The organism is Brevibacterium ammoniilyticum (assembly GCF_038429965.1).
Lineage (GTDB): Bacteria > Actinomycetota > Actinomycetes > Actinomycetales > Brevibacteriaceae > Brevibacterium > Brevibacterium ammoniilyticum.
Genome location: NZ_BAABNP010000001.1, coordinates 52935 through 76142 on the forward strand (window position 1 = coordinate 52935; position 23208 = coordinate 76142).

The 23208-nt window shown below is 66.6% G+C and carries 18 protein-coding genes; 14 read left to right on the forward strand and 4 right to left on the reverse strand.

Annotated elements, in window-relative coordinates; all coding sequences use genetic code 11:
- Nucleotides 1-69 precede the first annotated feature (69 nt).
- The 4 genes from AAHA49_RS00275 to hrpA all read left to right on the forward strand — a co-directional run bounded on the left by AAHA49_RS00275 (nucleotide 70) and on the right by hrpA (nucleotide 6946).
- The gene (locus AAHA49_RS00275; RefSeq protein WP_342036783.1) at nucleotides 70-498 is read left to right on the forward strand and encodes a DUF4186 domain-containing protein; all 429 of its coding nucleotides are present in this window, start codon (nucleotides 70-72) and stop codon (nucleotides 496-498) included.
- A gap of 153 nt (nucleotides 499-651) precedes the next feature.
- Nucleotides 652-1959: an Nramp family divalent metal transporter gene (locus tag AAHA49_RS00280; RefSeq protein WP_342036784.1), complete on the forward strand. Its 1308-nt coding sequence runs from the start codon at nucleotides 652-654 to the stop codon at nucleotides 1957-1959.
- 33 nt (nucleotides 1960-1992) lie between these two features.
- A complete protein-coding gene (locus AAHA49_RS00285) occupies nucleotides 1993-2583 on the forward strand; it encodes a DinB family protein (RefSeq protein ID WP_342036785.1) in 591 nt (196 codons plus the stop codon).
- A gap of 67 nt (nucleotides 2584-2650) precedes the next feature.
- Complete coding sequence (gene hrpA, locus AAHA49_RS00290) at nucleotides 2651-6946, forward strand: ATP-dependent RNA helicase HrpA (RefSeq protein WP_342036786.1); 4296 nt, start codon at nucleotides 2651-2653, stop codon at nucleotides 6944-6946.
- A gap of 251 nt (nucleotides 6947-7197) precedes the next feature.
- Here the strand turns inward: hrpA and AAHA49_RS00295 are convergent, their stop codons facing one another.
- The gene (locus AAHA49_RS00295) at nucleotides 7198-7572 is read right to left on the reverse strand and encodes a hypothetical protein (protein WP_342036787.1); all 375 of its coding nucleotides are present in this window, start codon (nucleotides 7570-7572) and stop codon (nucleotides 7198-7200) included.
- 182 nt (nucleotides 7573-7754) lie between these two features.
- Here AAHA49_RS00295 and AAHA49_RS00300 point away from each other — a divergent pair, with 182 nt between their 5' ends.
- The 6 genes from AAHA49_RS00300 to AAHA49_RS00325 all read left to right on the forward strand — a co-directional run bounded on the left by AAHA49_RS00300 (nucleotide 7755) and on the right by AAHA49_RS00325 (nucleotide 15486).
- The gene (locus AAHA49_RS00300) at nucleotides 7755-9347 is read left to right on the forward strand and encodes a peptide chain release factor 3 (RefSeq protein WP_342036788.1); all 1593 of its coding nucleotides are present in this window, start codon (nucleotides 7755-7757) and stop codon (nucleotides 9345-9347) included.
- A 131-nt stretch (nucleotides 9348-9478) separates the two neighbouring features.
- Nucleotides 9479-10564 carry an inositol-3-phosphate synthase gene (locus AAHA49_RS00305; protein ID WP_342036789.1) on the forward strand — a complete coding sequence of 362 codons (1086 nt, stop codon included), beginning with the start codon at nucleotides 9479-9481 and terminating at the stop codon, nucleotides 10562-10564.
- 249 nt (nucleotides 10565-10813) lie between these two features.
- Nucleotides 10814-12397, forward strand: a complete 1584-nt coding sequence (locus tag AAHA49_RS00310; protein ID WP_342036790.1) for an AbgT family transporter — start codon at nucleotides 10814-10816, stop codon at nucleotides 12395-12397.
- 256 nt (nucleotides 12398-12653) lie between these two features.
- Nucleotides 12654-13451 carry a Bax inhibitor-1/YccA family protein gene (locus tag AAHA49_RS00315; protein ID WP_425286493.1) on the forward strand — a complete coding sequence of 266 codons (798 nt, stop codon included), beginning with the start codon at nucleotides 12654-12656 and terminating at the stop codon, nucleotides 13449-13451.
- A 34-nt stretch (nucleotides 13452-13485) separates the two neighbouring features.
- Complete coding sequence (locus tag AAHA49_RS00320) at nucleotides 13486-13815, forward strand: hypothetical protein (protein WP_342036792.1); 330 nt, start codon at nucleotides 13486-13488, stop codon at nucleotides 13813-13815.
- Between the two features lie 3 nt (nucleotides 13816-13818).
- On the forward strand, nucleotides 13819-15486 hold the full coding sequence (locus tag AAHA49_RS00325) for a molybdopterin-dependent oxidoreductase (RefSeq protein ID WP_342036793.1): 1668 nt from the start codon (nucleotides 13819-13821) through the stop codon (nucleotides 15484-15486).
- Nucleotides 15487-15575: 89 nt separating this feature from the next.
- On the opposite strand, the gene AAHA49_RS00330 is transcribed toward AAHA49_RS00325, so the two are convergent.
- Nucleotides 15576-17570 carry an acetoacetate--CoA ligase gene (locus AAHA49_RS00330; protein ID WP_342036794.1) on the reverse strand — a complete coding sequence of 665 codons (1995 nt, stop codon included), beginning with the start codon at nucleotides 17568-17570 and terminating at the stop codon, nucleotides 15576-15578.
- Between the two features lie 248 nt (nucleotides 17571-17818).
- Between AAHA49_RS00330 and AAHA49_RS00335 the strand changes: the two genes are divergently transcribed.
- From AAHA49_RS00335 to AAHA49_RS00345, 3 genes are read left to right on the forward strand one after another with little or no spacing between them, the layout of a single operon-like run.
- Complete coding sequence (locus tag AAHA49_RS00335) at nucleotides 17819-18025, forward strand: hypothetical protein (RefSeq protein WP_342036795.1); 207 nt, start codon at nucleotides 17819-17821, stop codon at nucleotides 18023-18025.
- Nucleotides 18022-19560: a sodium/proline symporter gene (locus AAHA49_RS00340; protein WP_342036796.1), complete on the forward strand. Its 1539-nt coding sequence runs from the start codon at nucleotides 18022-18024 to the stop codon at nucleotides 19558-19560. Before AAHA49_RS00335 ends, AAHA49_RS00340 begins: the two co-directional genes overlap by 4 nt.
- 4 nt (nucleotides 19561-19564) lie before the next feature.
- Nucleotides 19565-20131 carry a hypothetical protein gene (locus AAHA49_RS00345; protein ID WP_342036797.1) on the forward strand — a complete coding sequence of 189 codons (567 nt, stop codon included), beginning with the start codon at nucleotides 19565-19567 and terminating at the stop codon, nucleotides 20129-20131.
- Between the two features lie 22 nt (nucleotides 20132-20153).
- On the opposite strand, the gene AAHA49_RS00350 is transcribed toward AAHA49_RS00345, so the two are convergent.
- Complete coding sequence (locus AAHA49_RS00350) at nucleotides 20154-21062, reverse strand: nucleotidyl transferase AbiEii/AbiGii toxin family protein (protein WP_342036798.1); 909 nt, start codon at nucleotides 21060-21062, stop codon at nucleotides 20154-20156.
- Nucleotides 21055-21879 (reverse strand): type IV toxin-antitoxin system AbiEi family antitoxin domain-containing protein, encoded by an 825-nt coding sequence (locus AAHA49_RS00355; protein ID WP_342036799.1) that lies wholly within the window; start codon nucleotides 21877-21879, stop codon nucleotides 21055-21057. Before AAHA49_RS00355 ends, AAHA49_RS00350 begins: the two co-directional genes overlap by 8 nt.
- A gap of 161 nt (nucleotides 21880-22040) precedes the next feature.
- Between AAHA49_RS00355 and AAHA49_RS00360 the strand changes: the two genes are divergently transcribed.
- Nucleotides 22041-23189 (forward strand): BREX system ATP-binding domain-containing protein, encoded by a 1149-nt coding sequence (locus AAHA49_RS00360; RefSeq protein WP_342036800.1) that lies wholly within the window; start codon nucleotides 22041-22043, stop codon nucleotides 23187-23189.
- Nucleotides 23190-23208: the final 19 nt, after the last annotated feature.

Here is a 23208-nt window from a genome sequence, read left to right on the forward strand (position 1 = left end):
CGTGCGGCAGAGTCCTCGAAGGGCTGCTGCCGCGGCCGTGTCAGTGCCGATGGATACGCTCACCTCATCATGGACGATCACCAGCTGGACCAGCGGATCAGGCGCATCACCCGGGCGCCGTTCCGGTCGCGCTTCCATCTCCGGGGACCGGAACTCGACTACGTCGCCGATCGCGGCATGGACACGGTGAGACATCACGCCCAGGACTTCATCGCCTCCCGACTGGCACCGCAGAATCCGCCGCGCGACGGCAAGCAGACCCCGTGGAACGGGCACCCGGTCTTCCTCGCCCAGCATGCGACGGCGACGTGCTGCCGCACCTGTCTGCAGAACAGCCACGGCATCCCGGCCGGCCGTGAACTCACCGCGGCGGAACAGGCCGATGTCGTTGCCGTCATCTGCCGGTGGATCGACGTGGAAGCCGCATCCGCCCCGCCGAGGCGACCATCGCCTCCACCGGCACGAGAGAGGAGGACACTTCAACCGACACTCTTCTGACGTTTCCCGCTAGGCCCGTGCCCTCCGGCCGTGCCGGTCTCGCGGGCCCCGCCGCCCGGCGGTGTCCGCGATCCGGGGTGACGTGTGGGCCCGGACACACGCTGTCGTAGCATGACTGGAGACCCGAGCGGGTCGTGACGACAAAGGAGACGCATGACTGAGGGACCGAGCCAGCCGCCCACTTCGCCGGGGAACACCGGCCCCGACCGCCTCGGCGAGGGTGGGGGCAAGCCGAAGTGGAAGATCATCGGCCCCGGCCTCGTCGTCGCCGCCACCGGTGTCGGAGCCGCGGACATGGTCGCCACCCTCGTGGCCGGCAGCCGGTTCGGCTACGCACTGCTCTGGGCGGTCATCGTCGGCGTCATCCTCAAGATCGTCCTCGTCGAGGGTGCCGGACGCTACACCCTGGCCACCGGCAAGACGATCTTCGAGGGCTGGCGCAGCCTCGGCCGATGGACGACGTGGTACTTCGGTCCCTACATCATCATCTGGGGCTTCGTCTACGGCGCGACCGCGATGAGCTCCGCAGCCCTGCCGCTGGCCGCGCTCTTCCCGATGGTGCCGCTGACCGTGTGGGCCGTCATCATGGGCCTCGCCGGCTTCACCATGGTCTGGCTCGGCAAGTACACCGTGTTCGAGCGGATCACCGCCGTCCTCGTCGGGATCATGTTCGTCACCGTCGTCGGCCTCGCCGTTATCGCCGCCCCCAACATCCCTGAACTCCTCTCCGGTCTCATCCCGCTCATCCCCGAAGGCGGCATCATCTACACCCTCGCCCTCGCCGGCGGCGTCGGCGGCACGATCACACTCGCCGCCTACGGTTACTGGCTGCGGGAGAAGGGGTGGATCACGCCCAAGTGGATGCGGGTGATGCGCATCGACAACACGATGGCCTACGTCATGACCGGCATCTTCGTCATCGCGATGCTCATCGTCGGCGCCGAGGTGGTCCGGGCAGCCGGAGTCTCGCTCTCCGCCGGTGATGCCGGCCTCATCGACCTCACGCAGGTGCTCAAGGACCGCTACGGCGATGTCGTCGGCGTGGGCTTCCTCATCGGATTCTGGGCGGCCTCGTTCTCCTCGATCATCGGCGTGTGGAACGGCGTCTCGCTCATGTTCGCCGATTTCTGGGGCCACATGCGCAAGAAGCCCGCGGGACACCCGGACACGATGACCGGGGGCAAGTACTTCAAGTTCTACCTGCTGTGGCTGACCTTCCCGCCGATGATCCTCTTCCTCCTCGGCAAGCCGATCGGCCTCATCCTCGCCTACGGTGTGCTCGGCGCCCTGTTCATGCCCTTCCTCGCCCTCACCCTCCTCGGTCTGCTCAACGGCAAGCGGATTCCCAAGGAGTGGGCGAACAAGGTCCACACGAACATCGCGCTGGGCATCACCGCCCTGCTCTTCCTCATCCTCGGCGTCCAGCAGCTCATCGAAGCGCTCTCGCCGCTGTGGAGCTGAGACACAGCGGCGGATCTGAGGCACACTGAGACCATGGCCGACGACGACGCTCTCAAGGACCATCTGCGCGCCGCGCTCAAGCGGACGCAGGAGAACATCCTGTGGAAGCTCGAGGGACTGAGCGACCGGGACCTGCGGCTGCCGCGGACTCCGACGGGATTCAACCTCCTCGGCGCGGTCAAGCACATCGCCCAGACCGAGTACACGTACCTCGGAGAGACCTTCTCCCGACCCTGGCCGAACCCTGACGAACTCATCACCTCAGCGCAGATCACCGCCGACCCCCAGGCCGACTGGTACGCGACGGCCGATGAGTCCACGGAGGGCATCCTCGGGTTCTACGCGCGAGTGCGCACGTTCGGCGATGAGACGATCCGTGAGCTGCCCCTCGACGCGGTCGGAACGGTCCCGCACTGGCCGATGGTCACAGCGAGCGTGACCCTCGGCCAGATCGTCGTCCATCTCCTCATCGACATCACTCGACATCTCGGGCAGATCGACATCGTCCGTGAGGGCATCGACGGCAAGGCGGGGTTGGGCGAGGCGAACCCGAACCTGCCCGAGGACCACGACTGGGCCGCCTATACCGCGAAGCTCACCGCCCTCGCAGACGGCACGCGCTGACAGGCGGTGCGGGTCGCCCACCGGCCGCGCTGCGGCATGCCGGTCGGGCGATAAGCTGGGAGGTGAGATGGCAGAAGAGAACTCGGCCGGAGCCGAGCAGCAGAAATCCTCCCGGACCGATGGACCCCAGGCCGGTGAGCGCGCGCACGGCGAGAAGGCCCATGCGCGCCGGGGCGACGGCCGATCCTGCCGCGGCGGGTCGAAGCGACGCAGCGGCCGACGGGGCACCACGGGAGCCGAACACCGGGAGCGGCGTGCCCGCCTGAAAGCGGCCCGTGCCGCCCACCCGGTGAAGGTCACCTATCCGCCGGAACTCCCGGTCAGCGCGGCCAAGGACGTCATCGCCGAGGCGATCCGAGACAACCAGGTCGTCATCATCGCCGGTGAGACCGGGTCCGGCAAGACGACACAGCTGCCGAAGATCTGCCTCGAACTCGGCCTGGGCGTCGAGGGGATGATCGGGCACACGCAGCCGCGGCGCATCGCCGCCCGCACGGTCGCCGAACGCATCGCCGACGAACTCGGCGAAGACCTCGGCGGCACGGTCGGCTACCAGGTGCGCTTCACCGCGCAGGTCGCCGACGAGACCCGGATCAAGGTCATGACCGACGGCATCCTGCTCTCCGAGCTCTCCCGCGACAAGCTCCTGCGCGACTACGAGGTCATCATCATCGACGAGGCGCACGAACGCAGCCTCAACATCGACTTCCTCCTCGGCTACCTCAAGGAGGTACGGAGGAAACGTCCCGACCTCAAGATCATCATCACCTCGGCGACCATCGACCCCGAATCCTTCGCCGCCCACTTCGACGACGCCCCGATCATCGAGGTCGAAGGCCGCACGTACCCCGTCGAAGTCCGGTACCGACCGCTGGTCGACGATCCCGGCGACGACGACGTCGACGGCCCCGGTGAGTCCGGGGACTACGAGACCGGGGTCGAGGATCAGATCGACGGCATCATCGCCGCCGTCGACGAACTCAGCGCGGAGGACCCGGGCGACATCCTCGTCTTCCTCTCCGGCGAGCGGGAGATCCGCGACACCGCCGACGCCCTCGACGCGCACCTGCGCAAGAGCCCGCGGCTGCGCGACTGGGAGGTCATCCCGCTCTTCGCCAGACTCTCCGCCGGGGAGCAGCAGAAGGTGTTCAAACCGCACACGCGCCCGCGCATTGTGCTCGCCACCAACGTCGCGGAGACCTCGCTGACGGTCCCGGGCATCAAGTACGTCATCGACGTCGGCACCGCCCGCATCTCCCGGTACTCCAACCGCACCCGCGTCCAGCGGCTGCCCATCGAACGCATCTCCCAGGCGAGTGCGAACCAGCGCAAGGGCCGTTCGGGCCGGACGAGCGAGGGCATCTGCATCCGCCTCTACTCGGAGGCCGACTTCGAGTCCCGACCCGAGTTCACCGACCCGGAGATCCTGCGCACGAACCTCGCCAGCGTCATCCTCCAGATGGCCGACCTCGGCTTCGCCTCCAGCGACGAGGAGATCCTCGGCTTCCCGTTCCTCACCCCACCGGATGCCAAGGCCGTCCGCGACGGGCGGACGCTGCTCGCCGAGCTCGGTGCCCTCGAGAGCGATCCGACCGGCACGATCCGGGTCACCCCGATCGGTCGGAAGCTCTCCGTCCTGCCCATCGATCCGCGGTTGGCGCGCATGGTCATCGCCGGCGCCGAGGCGGGGGTCGGGGGAGAGGTCCTCGTCATCGTCGCCGCCCTGTCCATTCAGGACCCCCGGGAACGCCCCGCCGAGGTGCGTGCCGCCGCCGATGAGAGGCACACCCGCTTCGTCCACCGCGGCAGCGACTTCCTCTCCTACCTCAACCTGTGGAACTACCTCGAGGACTCGCAGGCGGCGATGTCGTCGTCGAAGTTCCGCCGCCAGGCCAAGGCCGAGTTCCTCAACTTCGTGCGCATCCGCGAATGGCAGGACCTCGTCGGCCAGCTCCGCTCCCTGCTCGGCTCCGCCGGCATCCGCGCCGAACGCTCGAGCTGGCGGCAGAACGTCGACGAGCCCGGCGACCGGGTTCCCGGCGATGACTCCCGCCGAGGTGGGGGCCGGGATGGCCAGGACAGGAACGGTCGGCGCGGGGGGACCGCCTCGGCGAGGCAGGAGACGACACCGCAGACGAGCGGGCAGGGGAAGATCGGCTTCGCCGAGATCACTGCGGCGAAGAAGCAGGCGAAGAAGGCCCGCGGCGGAGTCGAGGCCGGTCGCGGCGCGGACGCCGCGGCGATGAAGCTCGACCCGACTGCCGTGGCGATCCACCGTGCCCTGCTCACGGGTCTGCTGTCGATGATCGGTTCGCGGTCGGAACGTCACAAGGACTACCAGGGTGCGCGCGGCACCCGGTTCGCGATCTTCCCCGGATCGGGCCTGTTCAAGGTCAACCCGGACTTCGTCATGGCCGCCGAACTCGTTGAGACCTCGAGGCTGTGGGCGCGCACGGTCGCCGCGATCGACCCCGAGTGGGTCGTCGACGCCGCAGGCCCGCTGGTCACCCGGCAGCATTCGGAGCCGCACTGGTCGAGGACGGCCGGGGCGGCGATGGTGTACGAGAAGATCTCGCTCTTCGGCGTCACGCTCATCAGCGACCGCCGGGTCGGCTACGGGGCGATCGATGCCGCTGCGGCGCGGGACATGCTCATCCGCAACGGACTCATCGACGGCGATTGGCGGGAGCGGTTCGGATTCCTCGAACACAACGCCGAGGTCATCGAGGAAGCTGAGGAGCTCGCCTCCCGTACCCGCAACCGCCGGGTCCTCGATCAGGACGATGCCCTCTTCGACTTCTTCGATGCGCGGATCCCGGCCACGATCACCTCGGCGGCGGACCTCAGGTCGTGGTGGAAGGGGCAGAAGAAGCGCGACCCGCACCTGCTCGACCTCACCACCTCGGTGCTGCTCAGCGATGACAGCGAGTCGCTGACCGCCTCGGTGGCCGAGGACTACCCGATGGAATGGGAACTGTCCGACGGGACGAGCGCGAAGCTGCGGTATTCGTTCGACCCCGGGTCGACCGAGGACGGGGTGACCGTGGAGATCCCCGCCGAGGCGGTGGCCCTCGTCGATCCCGACGAGTTCAGCTGGCAGGTCCCGGGCCTGCGCGAGGAGCTCGTCGCCGCCTACATCCGGTCGCTGCCGAAGGGCAAGAGGCGCTACTTCGTGCCCGCCCCCGACGTCGCCCGGGACCTCCTGCCCTCTCTCACCCCGTATCAGGGGAGCCTGCCCGAGGTCCTTGCCGCGCATCTGAGCGAGCGGGCCGGTGGGGGAGGCCTGCAGGATCTCGTGCCGATCACCGTGAGCGCCGCGGACTTCGACCGCGACCGCATCCCGCCCCACCTGCGCATCCGCTTCCGCCTCGTCGACGGGGCGAAGACCGTCGGTCTCGGCGAGGACCTCAGCGCGTTGACGACGCGGGCGAAGCCGCAGGTGAAGAAGGCGAGAGCGAAGGCGTCGGCGTTCGCTGAGAAGCGCGGGCTGACTGCGTGGAGTCTCGGGGATCTGACCGATCCCGACACCGCCGAGGCGGGACTCGTCCCGGGGCTTGCCGACCGCGGGTCGAACATCGACCTCGTCGCCTTCGACACGGCCGGGCAGGCGCGGATCGCGAGTCGGGAGGCCGTCATCACCCTGCTCACCCTGCGCACGGCCGAGGCGCTGAAGTATCTGCGCGAGGGGCTGACGACGGAGGAGAAGCTCGTGCTCGCCGGGCACCAGAAGCGTGCCGACGAACTGCTCTCCGCCCTCATCCGATCGTGTGTCCGCGGCATCGTCGAGGCGGAGACCGGTCCGGCGGAGACCGCGTGGGTGGCCGATGAGGGGGAGTTCGCCCGCCTGCAGTCGGCGGTGATCGCGCAGCTGACCGGGGCGGCGACGAAGCTGCTGCCGTCCCTCATCACCGCTCTGCGACGGGCCACCGAGCTCGAGAAGCTCGTCGGGAAGTCGTCGTCGTTGGCGATCCTGTCCAATCTCGCCGATGTCCAGGCATGGTCGGCCTCACGGATCAGCGCGCCGGCGATCGCGGCGATGACCCCTCAGATGGTGGCGGCGCTGCCGAAGTGGGTGGAGGCCGAGAAGGTGCGCATCGGCGCGATGGTCGATTCCCCGATGCGCGACCGCCAGCTCATGGACCGGGTGACGGGCAGCGCCGAGGCGGTGGCGAAGAAGATCGGCACCCGCTTCCCGGGTCTGGGGCAGGCGGAGTGGGATCGCTGGCTCGTCACGGTGCCGAGCACCTGGCGTGACGTCCTCGTCCAACTCGAGGAGCTTCGGGTGAGCCTGTACGCGAACGCCCTGGGCACCACGCACCCGGTCTCCGAGAAGCGCATCGCGAAGGCCCTCGCCCAGCTGTAGGAGGTGCGCACGGCCGCCCAGGCGGGGCGAGGTTTCGCTGTCGTCATGCTCAGCGGCAATTCCTACCTTTGCACAGGTAGGATTCGGCGCTCCAGGTGGTGCGTGTGAAGTTGCAGCGGCGTTTTCGCGCTAAGGGTGCGATTCGGTGCTCCGGGTGCGATTCGCTGCTGCAGGTAGGCCGTGGCTTTGCAGGTGAGGGGATGCGGCGGGCGTCCGGATTGGTGGTGGCGCCGAGGCTGCTCGGGCGCTGGCTAGACGGAAGCGCCTGAGAAGAAGCCGGCGAAGAGCCACCAGAGGGGGAGGGCGCCGGCTGAGAGCAGGGCGCCGACGGCCCACCCGATGCGCCACCTCCACGTCCGGCGACGCGAACCGACGAAGAGACAGACGAGGTAGGCGATGACGCAGAACGCGCCGGAGAGGCTGAGCAGCACCATTCCGGCCGCCTCCCAGCCGGAGGTGCTGAGATCGAAGAGGTACTTCGTGATCTGGGCTATGTAGAGCGAGAACCAGATCGCCACGCCGAGCAAGGGGATCCCGAGGACGCCCGCGATGATGAGCGGGAGCGCTTTGAGCCACCGCTCCTTCGGCTCCGAGCGGCCGGCGAAGTCAACGTATTCCTCAGTCATCGCCACCCAGCATAGGCACGGAATCCGACAGGATGCTGGAAGCGCCACCGCCCCTCTGGAACCGCCCCGCGACTCCGGTTCGGCGCCAGCGACCCACCGCCTCGGCGACACCGATACAGGACGCCTGCGACTGTGACTGATCGGACAGGGACCCCGGCGACGATCGGCGGTAGGATACTTTGGTGACTTCCGGCCAACATTCTGATAAGGAGATCCGGACGCAGGCGGCACGCCGTCGCACGTTCGCCGTCATCTCCCACCCCGACGCGGGCAAATCCACGACCACCGAGGCGCTCGCCCTCCACGCCCGCGCGATCGGTCAGGCCGGCGCCACCCACGGCAAGGCCGGACGCCGCGCCACCGTCTCCGACTGGATGCAGATGGAGCAGGACCGCGGGATCTCGATCTCCTCGGCAGCCCTCCAGTTCGAGTACCGCGACGCCGTGTTCAACCTCGTCGACACCCCCGGCCACGCCGACTTCTCCGAGGACACCTACCGGGTGCTCTCCGCCGTCGACTGCGCGGTCATGCTCATCGACGCCGCCAAGGGCCTCGAGTCGCAGACGATGAAGCTCTTCGAAGTCTGTGCGCACCGGAACATCCCGATCATCACCGTCGTCAACAAATGGGACCGTCCCGGCCTCGACGCGCTCGCCCTCATGGACGAGGTGCAGGCGCGCACGGGTCTGCTGCCCACCCCGATCACGTGGCCGGTCGGCCAGTCCGGCGATTTCCGCGGTGTCCTCGACCGGATCACCGGCGAGTACACGAAGTACACGCGCACCGACGGCGGAGCGACGATCGCCGGCGAGGAGACCTTCGCCGCCGACGCCGCCGCCGACCTCGAAGGCGACGCCTGGGCGACCGCGGTCGACGAATCCGAACTCCTCGACATGGAGGAGCAGAACCACGACCAGGAGACGTTCCTGGCCGGGAAGTCGACCCCGGTGATGTTCGCCTCGGCGGTGCTCAACTTCGGCATCCACAAGCTCCTCGACACCCTCGTCGACCTCGCCCCAGCCGCCGAGGCCCGCGAGGACAAGGACAGCGCACCGCGCGACGTCGCCGCCCCGTTCTCCGGCTTCGTCTTCAAGGTCCAGGCCGGCATGGACTCCAACCACCGCGACCGTCTCGCCTACATCCGTGTGTGCTCCGGAGTCTTCGAACGCGGCAGCGTCCTCACCCATGCCGGCACCGGCAAGCCGTTCGCGACGAAGTACGCCCAGCAGGTCTTCGGCCGTGACCGCGACGTCGTCGACGAGGCCTTCCCCGGAGACGTCGTCGGCCTCGTCAACGCGAGCGCCCTGCGCGTCGGCGACTCCCTCTACTTGGACAGGAAGGTCGAGTTCCCCGGGATCCCGACGTTCTCGCCCGAGCACTTCATGGTCATCCGCGCGAAGGACTCCTCGAAGTACAAGCAGTTCCGCCGCGGCATCGAACAGCTCGACCACGAAGGCGTCATCCAGGTGCTGCGCTCCGACCTGCGCGGCGACCAGGCTCCCGTGCTCGGGGCCGTGGGGCCCATGCAGTTCGAAGTCGCCGAGGACCGGATGACGAACGAATTCAACGCCCCGTGTACGCTCGAGCGGCTGAACTTCTCCCTCGCCCGGCGCACGACACCCGAATCCGTGCCGACGCTGGCCCGTGAGCGCAACGTCGAGGTGCTCAGCCGCTCCGACGGCGAACTCCTCGCCCTGTTCTCCGACCGGTGGCGACTGCAGGGCGTGGAGAAGAACCACCCCGACCTCGTGCTCGAACCGCTCGTCGTCAGCTGATCGAGGGCCGCGGACACCCGTTCCGCGGTTTTGACGAGGTCACTAAGATGGAAAATCGAGTCCGCGCGCACGCGGACATCGCCGGGGCGACCCGGCACCCGGGGAGACCCGAGAGGACTGAAGGAGAATTCGTGGGAACGAAGAAGATTCGAGTCGCCATTGCCGGCCTCGGCAACTGCGCGTCGTCCCTGATCCAGGGTGTGGAGTACTACCGGGATGCGGCCTCAGGAACGAAGGTTCCCGGACTCATGCACGTGGAATTCGGGGACTATCACGTCGGTGATATCGAATTCGTCGCCGCCTTCGACGTCGACGGCAAGAAGGTCGGCACCGACATCGCCGAGGCGATCAACGCCAGTGAGAACAACACCATCACCATCGCCGAGGTGCCCCCGACCGGTGTGAGCGTCCAGCGCGGCCCCACCCTCGACGGCCTCGGCCAGTACTACCGCGACACGATCGTCGAATCCGACACCGATCCCGTCGACGTCGCCCAGGCACTGCGTGACGCCGAGGCGGACGTCCTCGTCTGCTACCTGCCCGTCGGTTCGCAGGAGGCCACCGAGTACTACGCGCAGGCCGCGATCGACGCGCAGGTCGCCTTCGTCAACGCCCTGCCCGTGTTCATCGCCGGGACGAAGGAATGGGACGAGAAGTTCCGCGCAGCCGGTGTGCCCATCGTCGGCGACGACATCAAGTCGCAGATCGGTGCGACCATCACCCACCGGGTGATGGCGAAGCTCTTCGAGGACCGCGGCGTCGTCCTCGACCGCACGTACCAGCTCAACGTGGGCGGCAACATGGACTTCAAGAACATGTTGGAGCGCCAGCGCCTCGAGTCGAAGAAGATCTCGAAGACCCAGGCGGTGACCTCGAACACCCAGGCCGAGCTCGCCGCCCGCGACGTCCACATCGGCCCGAGCGACTACGTCGAATGGCTCGACGACCGCAAGTGGGCCTTCGTCCGCCTCGAGGGCCGCAACTTCGGCGACGCCCCCGTCTCCCTCGAGTACAAACTCGAGGTGTGGGATTCGCCGAACTCGGCCGGTGTCATCATCGACGCCGTGCGCGCCGCGAAGATCGGCCTCGACCGCGGCATCGGCGGTGCGCTCATCTCCGCCTCGTCGTACTTCATGAAGTCGCCGCCCGAGCAGCAGAGCGACGACTCCGCCCACGAGGCGGTCGAAGCGTTCATCCGCGGCGACATCGAACGCTGAGGGCGGCCGCACAGCGACTCCTCATCAGCACGGCTGTACGATGCCGGCCACACCACGGGTGTGGCCGGCATCGTCGTCCCCGGACACCGCGTCCGACCACGATGCGAGATCTCTTCGACGCAACTTCGGCTGTCAGTATGCTGGTATCTTTCTCAGTGACTGCGCTCACATGACCCGCCAGGTCAGGGGCACGGTCGCCGAGCACGAAGCATCAGCACTCAGCACCGCCGCACCGACCGAGGAGCACCCATGTCGACCACGACCGCCGAGACCGACAAGGCGTCGAATTCCCCCGACCGACTCAGCTGGCTGATGAGAGTCCTCGTCGTCATCGAGAAGGCCGGCAACAAGCTGCCCCACCCGTTCTGGCTCTTCCTGTCCCTCGCCGTCGTCGTCATGATCCTCTCGGCGATCTTCTCCGCGACGGGACTGAACGCCGTCAACCCCGCCACGGGGGAGACGGTGACGGTGACGAACCTCTTCACCACCGAATCGCTGCGGGCGATCGTCGGGGGAGCGGTGACGAACTTCGTCACCTTCCCGCCGTTGGGACTGGTCATCATCGTCCTCCTCGGCGTCGCCGTCGCCGAGCAGTCGGGACTCATCCCGGCGATGCTGCGCGGGACGATCGCCGGTGCCTCGCCGAGGTGGATCACCTTCATCGTCGCGCTGGCAGGAACCGCCTCGTCGATCGCCTCCGACGCCTCGTACATGATCATGATCCCCCTCGGCGGACTCGCCTTCCGCGCCGTGGGACGCAACCCGATGCTCGGCTGCATCGTCGCCTACGCGGCGACCTCGGGCGGGTACTCCGCAGCCCCGATGGTCAACGCGATGGACACCGTGCTCGGCGGCCTCTCCACCTCGGCGGCGCAGATCATCGACCCCGAATACGTCGTCAGCCCCGTCGCGAACTTCTACTTCAACTTCGTCTCGATGTTCGTCGTCGCCGGCGCCATCACCCTGGTCACCGAGCTCCTCCTGTCCAAGCGCGCCGACCAGATGACCCTCGACCCCCTCGATGAAGATGACCCCGAGGCCTTCGACGTGAAGATGGCCCTCGACGCCAAGGAGAAGCGGGGAGTCCTCTTCGCCGTGCTCACCATCGTCGTGTGCGCGGGCATCCTCTTCGCCCTCGCCTTCCCCACCGATTCGTTCCTCCGCGATGAGTCAGGCGGCTTCGGACCCGAGTCCGGTCTCATGGCCGGGATCGCCGCGATCATCGGCTTCGGCTTCTTCATCGTCGGCATCGTCTACGGCTACGCGACCGGATCGATCACGAAGATCACGGAGATCCCGGAGATGATGGGCAAGGGCCTGCTGCCGTTCGTCCCCGTCATCGTCCTCTTCTTCGCCGCCAGCCAGTTCCTCGCGCTGTTCAAGATGTCCAGCCTCGGCGAGATCCTCGCGATCAGAGGTGCGGAGTTCTTCGGCAACCTCGACACCTCGACCTTCGTCATCCTCCTCGGCGGATGGCTGCTCGTGGCCCTCGGGGCGCTCTTCCTCACCTCGGGTTCGGGGCTGTGGACACTCATGGCCCCGGTCCTCGTGCCGATGTTCATGCTCCTGTCGATCTCCCCGGAGACGACGCAGGCCCTCTACCGGATCGGCGATTCGACGACGAACATCATCTCCCCGATGTCGCCGTACTTCGTCGTCGTCTTGGGCTTCATCCAGCGCTGCAAGAAGGACGCCGGCATCGGCACCCTGCTCTCCTTCACCATCCCGCTCTCGTTCGCGATGTTCGTCTTCTGGGGCCTGCTCTTCTTCCTCTGGTGGTTCACCGGCATCCCGTGGGGTCCCGGTGCCGCCATGACCTACCAGATGAACTGATCGTCCGCGGATCCACGGATCCGATCCCTCGCCGAGGTGGTCGAACCTCGACATGCCACCGCCCGGCCGCCTCGGCGGGGAATTCCAGGCGAACCTCCCGCGTTACGATCGTGCAACGCTGTCAGCGCAGGACCGGCGATCTCAGTGTCCATCCAGGCGATCCGGATAGACTTGTGCGTGATGTTCGAATCGCGCGGATCATGGTCTGCGCGAACTCTCTACTCAGATCGAAAGGATCTCGACCGTGAGTAACCCCATGATGGACCGCACCATCCGCGAAGGTGTCCAGGCGGGCCGCAACCAGGCGCCCGTCATGTCCGATCAGCAGCTCAACGACCTGTTCAACCAGCCGGCAGCGGAGAACCGCAACACCGGCCGCCCCGTCGACGACCGGGTGATGACCTACGACGACGTCATGATGAAGACGGGCGTCCTCTTCGCCATCCTCCTCGCCGGCGCCGTCCTCGGCTGGTTCGTGCCCGTGCTCGCCTTCCCGGCGATGCTCATCGGCCTCGTCCTCGGCCTCGTCAACGCGTTCAAGCGCGAACCCAACAAGGGCCTCATCATCGGCTACGCCGCTTTCCAGGGAGTCTTCCTCGGCGGCATCTCGATGATCTTCGAGACCCGGTGGGACGGAATCGTCCTCCAGGCGGTGCTCGCGACCCTCTGCGTCTTCGGCGTCATGCTCGCCCTCTTCAAGTTCAAGGGCGTGCGCTACGGCTCGAAGATGATGAAGTTCATGATGATCGCCGTCGGCGGCTACGCGATCTTCTCGCTCATCAACTTCGGCTTCGCGATGTTCACCGGCACCGGTGGTGCGCGTTCGGTCGAGATCACCCTCTTCGGCATGACCATGCCGCTGGGCGTGATCATCGGCATCGTCGCCACCGTGCTCGCCGCGATGACCCTCATCGCCGACTTCCAGATGATCGAAGAGGGCGTCAAACAGCGCATCCCCGAGAAATACTCGTGGCTGTGCGCGTTCTCGCTCATGACCACCCTCGTCTGGCTCTACCTCGAAATCCTGCGCCTCATCTCCTACTTCAGGAACTGAGGCTGGGGCGCGGCACCACGCCTATGATGGAGCCATGAACGACACGACGGCGGACCTCGAGACCGAGGTCCGCCGTCTGCGTGTGCGCATCATCGGACTCACCCCCACCCAGCTCACCCGGCCAGGGGAAGGGGCGACGGTGCCCCGCAGGCAGGCCATCGCCGAGGCGCTCGCTGAGCTCTCGTCGATCGGCTCCGACGGTCGGGCCGTTCCCGACATCGGTGACCAGTCCCTGGCCGATCAGGTCGTCGTCCTCATCGAGACCGGCATGAGGCGTGCACGCGCGCTCGAATCCGCCGAGGGCGAGCGGATCCTCACCCGACTGCTCGAAGCAGCCGTCGACCTGCGCCGGAGTCTGGCCTGACTCATGCGTGATCGCCGCCCGCTCCTCGCCGCGACCGCCGGTGCGGTGGCCGCGCTCGTCTACTTCGGGTCATCGGAGTTCCTCGCCGGTGTCCTCGCACTCACCTCGGCGCCGCTGCTGATCCTCGGGCAGACGGTCATTCCGCTCGTGCCCACCCCGCTGATCAAAGCGGCGATCGCCGTGTTCGGCACGAACGACAAACTCGCCCTCGTCATCACGATCGCCGTGGTCGGGGTGGTCATCGGCGGGATCATCGGGTGGATCGGCGTGCGCCGGCGCAGCCTCTCCCTCGTCCTCCTCGCCGGATTCGGAGCCCTGCCGATCATCCTCCAGTTCACCGCCGGGGGATCGCTGACCGGAATGGTTCCTGCCGTCGTCGGAGTCGTCCTCGGGTGCGCGGCGTATCTCGGGCTCCTCCGCCTCGCCGAAGTGGACGAAGCACCCGCCGCGCTCGCCGAGGTGGACGAAGCACCCGCCCCGGCGGTCCGGTCGACTGGTGCTGAGGCGACGCGGATCCTCACGACGGGGGAGACGACCGGCGGACCGGTTGGCACGACCGAGGCGCCGGACGTCAGGGCCGATGACCCTCGCGGACCCGACCGGCGACTGTTCTTCGGCATCGCCGCCGGACTCGGGGCGATCGGAGTCGCGGCCATCGCTGCCGGCCAGTCGGCGGCCGTGCTCGCCCGGAACGCGGCGGGAGCGGTCGCACAGTTCGTCCTGCCCCGGCCGGCCGCCTCGGCGCCGCCGATCCCGGACGGCGCGGATCTCGAGATCGACTCACTCGCCCCGATCATCACCCCGAACTCCGAGTTTTACCGGATCGACACCGCCCTCGTGCCCCCGGCCGTTGACGCCGGATCGTGGTCGCTGCGCATCCACGGGATGGTCGACCGGGAGGTGACGGTGACGATGGAGGAGCTGCTCGCGCTGCCGCTCGAGGAGCACTATGTGACGCTGACGTGCGTGTCGAACGAGGTGGGCGGTGACCTCATCGGCAACGCGAAGTGGTTGGGCTATCCCATCCGGGAGCTGCTGGCACGGGCGGGTCCGACAAGTGGGGCGGACATGGTGCTCTCGGGTTCCGACGACGGCTTCACCGCCTCGACCCCGCTCGAGGTCCTCACCGATGACCGCGCCGCCCTCCTCGCGGTCGGGATGAATGGGAAGCCGCTGCCGAGGGATCACGGGTTCCCCGCCCGTCTCGTCGTGCCCGGGCTCTACGGATTCGTCTCGGCGACGAAATGGGTGACGAGCCTCGAGGTCACCCGGTTCGCGGACAAGCAGGCGTACTGGACGACGCGGGGGTGGTCGACGCACGGACCGGTGCTCGTCGCCTCCCGAGTCGATGTGCCGCGCTCCGGTGTGCGGGTGCGCGCCGACGGCGGGAGAGTCGTCGCCGCGGGCATGGCGTGGGCCCAGCACACGGGGATCGGGCAGGTGCAGGTGCGCCTCGACGAAGGCGACTGGCAGACGGCGCAGCTGAGCGAAGAGCTCAACGTCGACACGTGGCGGCAGTGGCGCATCGACCTCACTGGGGTGAGCTCAGGTTCGCACACGGTGACCGTGCGGGCGATCGACAAGGACGGCAACGTCCAGATCTCCGACCGCCGCCCCGCGATCCCCGGCAGCGCCACAGGCCTCCACGCGCGCGACTTAACCGTCGAATGAGCCAGCACCAGCACGGTGAACCGACACAAGCACGGTCCACGTACCGTGCTGGTGTCGGTTCACCGTGCCGGTGGCCCGCGAGTGGGCGCTCAGCGCGCCTGCTGCTCCTGAGCGAACGCATGGGCGTAGTCGACGAACCAGTCGACGATGGCAGGGTCGGTCGCCGTGGTCCGGTTGACCGCTGCCGGGTCACCGCCCTGGAAGACCCGTTTGATCGGGACCTCCATGATCTTGCCGGTGCGGGTGCGGGGAATCCCGGGAGCCTGGGTGATCGCGTCGGGAACGTAGCGCGGGGACACCCGGGTGCGGATCGCCTCGGTGATGGCCGTTCTCAGCGCCTCGTCGACCTCCTGACCACGGGAGGGCACGAAGAACAGCGGCATGTGGTACCCGCCGCCGTCGAGTTCGGCGCCGATGACCATCGACTCGGCGACTCCGGGAACGGCGTCGACGACCTCGGTGATGTCGGCCGATCCCATGCGAATCCCGCTGCGGTTGATCGTCGCATCCGAGCGTCCGTGGATGACGTACCCGCCGCCGGGAATCGTCGTCGCCCAGTCTCCCTGTCGCCATAGACCGTCGAAGTCGTCGAAGTACGCGGCCCGGTACTTCGCGCCGTCGGGGTCGTTCCAGAACATCACCGGCATCGACGGCATGGGGGCGGCGATGACGAGCTCTCCGACCTCCCCGATCACGGTCTTCCCGCGCTCGTCGACGGTGCGGGCATCGACGCCGAGGTAGGGCGCCTGAAGCTCGCCGAGCCACACCGCGTCGAACGGGTTCGACCCGAGGATCCCCGAGGCAACGTCGGTGCCCCCGGAGTCCGAGCCGACGAGCATGTCGGACTTGATGGACTCGTACGCCCACCTCCAGGTCTCCGACGGCAGGGGAGAACCGGTGGAGAGAATCGTGCGCAGCGGCGTGAAGTCGAGATCGTCCTTCGGGACCGTGCCGGCTCGGGCGCCGATGGAGAGGATGGCTGCACCCGCACAGAACAGGGTGGCTCGCTCCTCACTGCAGATCGCGAGGTGCCGGTCCGGGCGCTGCCAGGTCGGAGCACCGTCGTAGGTGATGATCGTCGCCCCGCGCATCATCGCATCGACCATGAGGTTCCACACCATCCACGTCGTCGACACCGCGAAGTGCACTCGGTCGCCGGGGCGGACGTCGTAGTGGAGGGCATTGGCTTTGAGCGATTCGAGGACGACGCCGCCGTGGGAGTGGACGATGCCCTTCGGTTTGCCGGTCGTGCCGGAGGAGTAGAGCACCCACAGCGGGTGGGAGAAGTCGACGGGCTCGAAGATCGGTTCGGCAGGTGTCGCGACGATCTCGCTGTAGACCGAGCTTGGGACGCGAAGGTCATCGTGTTCGCTGGTGTCGGGGGAGCCTCCGGCGGAGTCGATGAGGATGTGGCGGCGCACCGACGGCAGGGCATCGAGGATGGCAGGCAGCTGCGGCAGCTGGTCGCGGTGCTCACCGTTGAACTCGTGGGCATCGACGGTGAACAGGACGCTCGGTTCGATCTGCGCGAAGCGGTCGGCGATGCCGTCGACCCCGAAGTCGGTGTTGACGACCGACCAGATCGCGCCGAGGCTGGCGGTCGCGAGCATGGCCACCGGCGTCTGGATGAGGCTCGGCAGGACGGCGGCGACCGTGTCACCGGGTCGGACACCGATCTCACGCAGATGTCGGCTGAGCGAGGCGACCTGGGCGCGCAGTTCGGACCAGGTCAGGATCTCTCGTTCGCCGGTCTCATGGAGTCCGACGACCGCCTCGGCTTCGGGAGTCGAATCGGCATGGCGCAGAAGGTTCTCCGCATAGTTGAGTCGTGCGCCCGGGAACCAGCGGGTGTTCGAGATCGACGTGCCCTCGCGCACCGGGCCGTCGCCGCGGTCGCCGATGACAGCGAAGTAGGCCCAGATCGAGTCCCAGAAGTCGTCGATGTTCTCCACACTCCATCGGTGGAGTTCGTCGAAGCTGTCGGTTACGACGCCGTGGGCGTCCCCGAGCCAGGACATATACGCCCGGATCTGCGATCCGTTGATCCGATCGGCGCTGGGCTCCCAGAGCTTGATCCGGTCCATGCATCGCTCCCGTCTGTCGGTGTCGGAGATGCTCGGCCGAGGCGCTTCGTCCATGGGGTGATCGGTGCGCAGCGTCGAGCTGGTCCCATCTTGTCACGGCTGGTCGCGTTCACAGTTCAATGCGCAACCTGCACTCGATCCGGTGTGTCCGACTGTATCCTCGGTGGTGAAAGCCCCTTTCGGGCTCTTCGGACCGGGCCATACGTGACATCAGGTCCGGCGCACTCAGTCACAGTGAGGTGATCATCATGTTCGGTCTGCCGACCGCCACAGTCGTCGTCATCTTCGGCATCCCCACGATCTGGGTGATCTACACTTTCGTCTTCGTCTTCCTCTCGCGACACTGGTCGGCGGAGGACATCGACGACGCGGGAACCACCTCGGCGAGCAAACGCGGATTCGGCGACGCCGGGAATGAGGGAGACTTCGGAGCCGAGGCCGGGGAGCGGGCATGAATATCGAAACCTGGTTCCTCATTATCTACTTCGTCGCTATGGCCGGCATCGGCGTGTGGACGATGAAGATCGGCTCGCAAGGCTCGGAAGGCTACCTGCTTGGGGGCCGCAGCCTTGGCCCCGCGGTGACCGCTCTGCGACTTCAGTCTTCGTCGATGTCCGGGTACATGTTCTTAGGCGCCGGCTCACTCGGCTACACGCAGGGGTACTTCTCGCTGTGGTACGCGATGGGCGACATCGGTGGGGGAGTCCTCAATCTTTCCATCCTCGGACGCCGGATGCGCAAGCTCTCGCAGATCCTCGGTTCGCTGACGTCGATCGGGTATCTCGAGCAGCGCTATCCGTCGAAGTGGATCCGGGCAATCGCCGCACCGATCGCACTCTTCTGCATCTTCTTCTACGTCATGAGTCAATTCATTGCCGGAGGCCGCGGTCTGGAGATGGTCACCGGCGTCCCCTATGCGTGGGCACTGCTCGTGGCGGTCGGGGTCATCGTCTTCTACACCTTCCTCGGCGGTTATCTCGCAGTGGCCTACACCGACTTCGTCCAAGCGATCATCATGTGCATCGGCATGGTGTGGATCCTCATCGGCACACTTCAGGCTGTCGGCGGCTTCACCGCCGGCAACCAAGCAGTCGGAGCGGTCAACCCGAATCTTCTGACCATGTGGGGTCCGGGAGGGTTCGCCGACGTCCAATGGGGCATCATCATCGGCGCTGTCCTCGTCTTCTCCATCGGTTACATGGGATGGCCGCACGTCAACGTCAGCCACATGGCGATGCGGAAGCCCTCGGTGGCACGGACGGCGAGTCTCTACGCCACCGGATTCAACCTGCTCTTCATCCCTGCGCCGTACATTGTCGGCATCATGGCAATCATCCTGCTGCCCAACCTCGACAATCCGGAACTCGCCGTGTTCCAAGTCGCCGACACTGTCCTGCCGAACTTCGCTGTCGGCATCGTCATGGCCGGCATCATGGCGGCAATCATGTCGACTGCAGACGCTTTGCTTCTGCAGTCCGGGACGATCGCCAGCCAGGATCTGTTCCAGCGATTCCTCAAGCCGAACATGTCCGACCGGCAGTCCGTCTGGGTCTCCCGGTTCACCGTCCTCATCCTCGCGATCATCGGCTATGTCGTTGCAGTCAACGATCCACCCGCCGTCGCCGAGGTGGTCATCTTCTCCACCACTGTCCTCGGCGCAGCGTTCGTGCCCGTCTATGTCGCCGCCGCATGGTGGAAGAAGGCGAACGTGCCGGGCGCGATCGCGTCGATGGTCCTCGGTACGGTGTCCTCGGTCGGCTGGCAGCTCTCCGGACTCGTCGACGTCACAGCCGTGGACCCGATGGGTGTCGGCATTGTCGCCTCCACACTGGGGATCATCATCGTCTCCCTGGCGACACAGCGGTCCCACCCGGTTCCCGCCCACATCGTCGACGCACTCGAGGAGACAGCGAAGATCGGTCCGATCCCAGCGCGCATGCTCACCGGGCAGAACGACGCACTCGCTTCCCAAGTCCCGAAGGATGCGTGAGCGCGTGTCTCCTGCTGGAGATGAGGCCCGTGAGCCGAGTGGGGAACGTCATCCTGTCGACACCGAGTTCCTCCGGCTGGCTTCGCACATCAGCGCCGCCGAGGCGACGGAAGTGTTCGAACGCAGGCTGCCCGGTGCGGTCGCTGAGGTTGAGAAGACCCATCATCCGTTCTGGTGGGTGGTGTTGAGAGTGGATGTTGCAGGGATCCTCGACGGAGTGCGGGCGACACGCAGGCCGTCGGCAGTCGTCAACGTATTCGTCGACGCCGTCTCCGGCAAGGCATCCATTGCGGACTTCGAACCCCGGGGGGCCGCCATCGACGTGGCTGAGTGGACCGGACCCACAACCTTGAGCGGTGACGTCGTGGGCGCGGCGCACGACCTTGTGCGGACGAAGGTGATGCGCACGGTGAAGTTGGGCATGCGAGTTCGGCTCGGCGAGGCCGAGTCAGCGCGAGGAATCCTCAAGCCCAACTGGTTGGTGAGAGGGGCGAACCACAGATATTCGGCAACGTTCCTCGTCGACGGACTCGACGCTTCGCACTACGTGGTTCGGGCGGCGAGGGTGTGAGCGGAGGATCGCGGGAGAAAATTCAGTCCCAACTCAGCTTCTGTGGATTCCACGTCCGCGATTTGCTGTCGTCAGCGAGCGCTTCGTCGATGAAGGACCGGACAAGACTCACCGCGTCGTCGACAGAAGGGTGCCTACGGCAATGGGGGATCCGGGCCGCGGCCGTGGCGTACTGCAGGGCCCATTGGTCTGCCGGGATTCGTTCCGCGAAGCCACGGTCGGAAAGACCGCGAAAGTTCGCTTCGGCGGTGATTGCACGGCGCAGAGTGCGTTGGTGGAACGACTGGGTCGAGGCGAATGTGACGATGTCGACGAGATCTTTCGAGCGAGTGGACGGTCTCTGGTCCACATGGAGTTCGACCATCGCGCAGGCTTTGTCGGCAACATGGTCGTCAAGCGGGTAGAGGCGATACAGGCTGTGGGGGAGCCTCGGCATATGTGGCGCTGATGGGGGCAGTCTGGTTTCGACGTCGCCGACCAATGGATTCTGAGACACCACGAGATCGACACTGATCCGATTGAGCTGCGTCGGTCCGCAGGTCACTTCGAACGAGAGGGCAGCCCCGTTGGGTGAGCTGCGTTCCTCTCCTCCGACGAGCGGACCTACGGTGCGAAGGGTGAAGCGGAAGTAGTCTCCCAGATCTCGTTCAGCGGCATCTCTGAGTTCTTCGACGGCCGATTCGAGTGAGCCTCCCTCATGCAGCAGATCGATGTCCTTGGTCGTGCGAGCGTCCGGAAGCCTGATGAGTGTACTTGTCCCGCCTTTGAGAACCCATGGCGCCTCCTCGTGTGAGAAGATCCGGGCAAGAAGTCTGTTTCGGTACTCCAGTTGGATGATCGCATTCGCGTTGACTCCGTCAGATCTGGCTCTCCGCCTGGCGATATCCGAGATGGCTTTCAGGACCGCTTTCGGACTCGGGTAGTCATCCATCGGAAGCCGCTTTTCGGGGTCCGGAAGCACCGTCAGTGAGCGTTGCCTGGTCGTGCACGGCGCGTCGAAGCGCCTCTTCTACTGCAGACGGCTCTCCCATGGCGAAGTCCACCAGGCCGGGCCGCATCGCATCCATCAGTGAGCTGAGCCGCCCTGCCAGGAGGGAAGCGACGAGGCTGCGTTCGAGCCTGCTTGATCCCGCAATGAGAGCTTGGAGAAGCTCGGTTCCGCTGCGATGGCCGCTCCTGCGGGCCAGAGGGTCGAGCAGTGTGCGCAGTCGACCGATGTCGATCGCGTCGAGTTCCGCATCTCCGAGTGCATCCGAGACCGTCGAGAGATCCTCGTTGGTTCCGATGAGATCGGCAATGGTCCGCTCGATCGTTGTGCACGGCAGCCCGGCGACCAGAGTGATGTCTGCGGCAGTGAGGGACCGTCGCCGGAGGCGGACGTCTTCGCGTCGGGTTCGTTTTCTCGACGTAGAGACGAATTCGAGTTTGTCAGGGATGAGCTGGCCGATGCCCCAGAGCTCGGCGGCGGAACGATGCGTGACGGTGAAATCGGTCGGATCGGCGTCGAGCCGTTCGAAGGCGAAGCGGTGCGGATCGAGCGACAGCCATGCGGACCGGATATCAGCGTGAGGCCCGACTGCTCCTTCGGCTGTCGCATACACGCCGTGCGACAGGCGTTCGATGACGTGTTGATTCGCAAGACGGCTGAGCGTCAGGCGGGTGATGCCGCGGCGCTGCGCCTGCTGGGTCGTCAGCAGGCCTTCCTGTTCGGATGCAAGCTCCAGAACCTCAACCAGACTCTTGGACATGCCCCAATTGTATCTTCTGAAGATACTTTTGCGGCAGGGAATTCGTCAGTTTCAGAGATACGGCAAATACGGAAGGTACGGTAATATACGGATCGAGCAGTGAAGCTCGACGACGTACGCTTCAATCTGTCCGACATCTGCCCGACAGGTGAGGAGAACGCATGACGATCACGATCCCGCCCGCCTCGGCGAGCAATCGCGAATCACCGTATCGGCCCGGGTTCGGCACCACCCCACCCGTGGCAGTCGGCCGTCAGGCCGAGGTCAACGCGTTCGCCCGGGCCCTCGACCAACGAGGCGGCACCGGCCGCACCGTGTTCGTCACCGGACAGCGCGGTGTGGGGAAGACCGTCCTGCTCAACATCTTCGACGACGTCGCCGAATCCCGCCAGTGGATCACCGTGCGCGAGCAGGCCTCCCCGGGATTCGTCGAACGCCTCACCGGCGCACGGCTGCCCGAAGCACTCGAAACCCACGATGCCCACGAGACGATCCGGTCGAAGCTCGTCGGCCTGACCCTGCCCGCCGGACTGGGCGGACTGACCACGCGCACCGAGACGACGAGCGCCCTGCAGCCGGACTTCCGGCACCATCTCATGGCGGTGCTCGAACTCCTCGACGTCCATGACACCGGGCTCGTCATCGCTCTCGACGAAGTCCACCGCTCGAACCTCGACGAGTTCCGCACCGTCACCGACGCCGTCGCGTATGCGATGTCCCAGGAGGCACCCTTGGCGTTCGTCGCAGCGGGACTGCCCGCGAGCATCGACACCATCGTCAACGACGAGGTCTCGACGTTCCTGCGCCGGGCGAACCGGATCAACCTCGGCAGCTTCACCCCCGAGGAGACGGCGCTCGCCCTCAGACTCCCGGCCGAAGAAGCAGGCAAAGGATTCGACGATGCGGCGCTCGACCTCGGCGCGAAGGTCTCACTCGGCTACCCGTACATGGTGCAGATCATCGGGGACCTCGCCTGGCGAGAGGCCGCCGATGCCGCGACCATCACGGTCGACCATGTCGCGGCGGTCGTCGACGAAGCCAAGCAGATCCTCATCCAGCAGATCTACGGACCCACCCTGGCGGCACTGACCCCCGGCGCCCGGCGCTACCTCACCGCCATGGCCGCGGACCCCGAGGTCTCGCACACCGGTGAGATCGCGGAGCGGCTCGGTGCGAAGAAGCAGACGGCCAACGACTACCGGCGCATGCTGCTCGCCCACGGCGTCATCGAAGCGCCCGCGCACGGTCTCGTGCGGATCGTCATCCCGCACCTGCGCGACTACCTGCTCACGGAGTCGAACGAGGCCTGATCGGCCGCAGGCCGCGCCC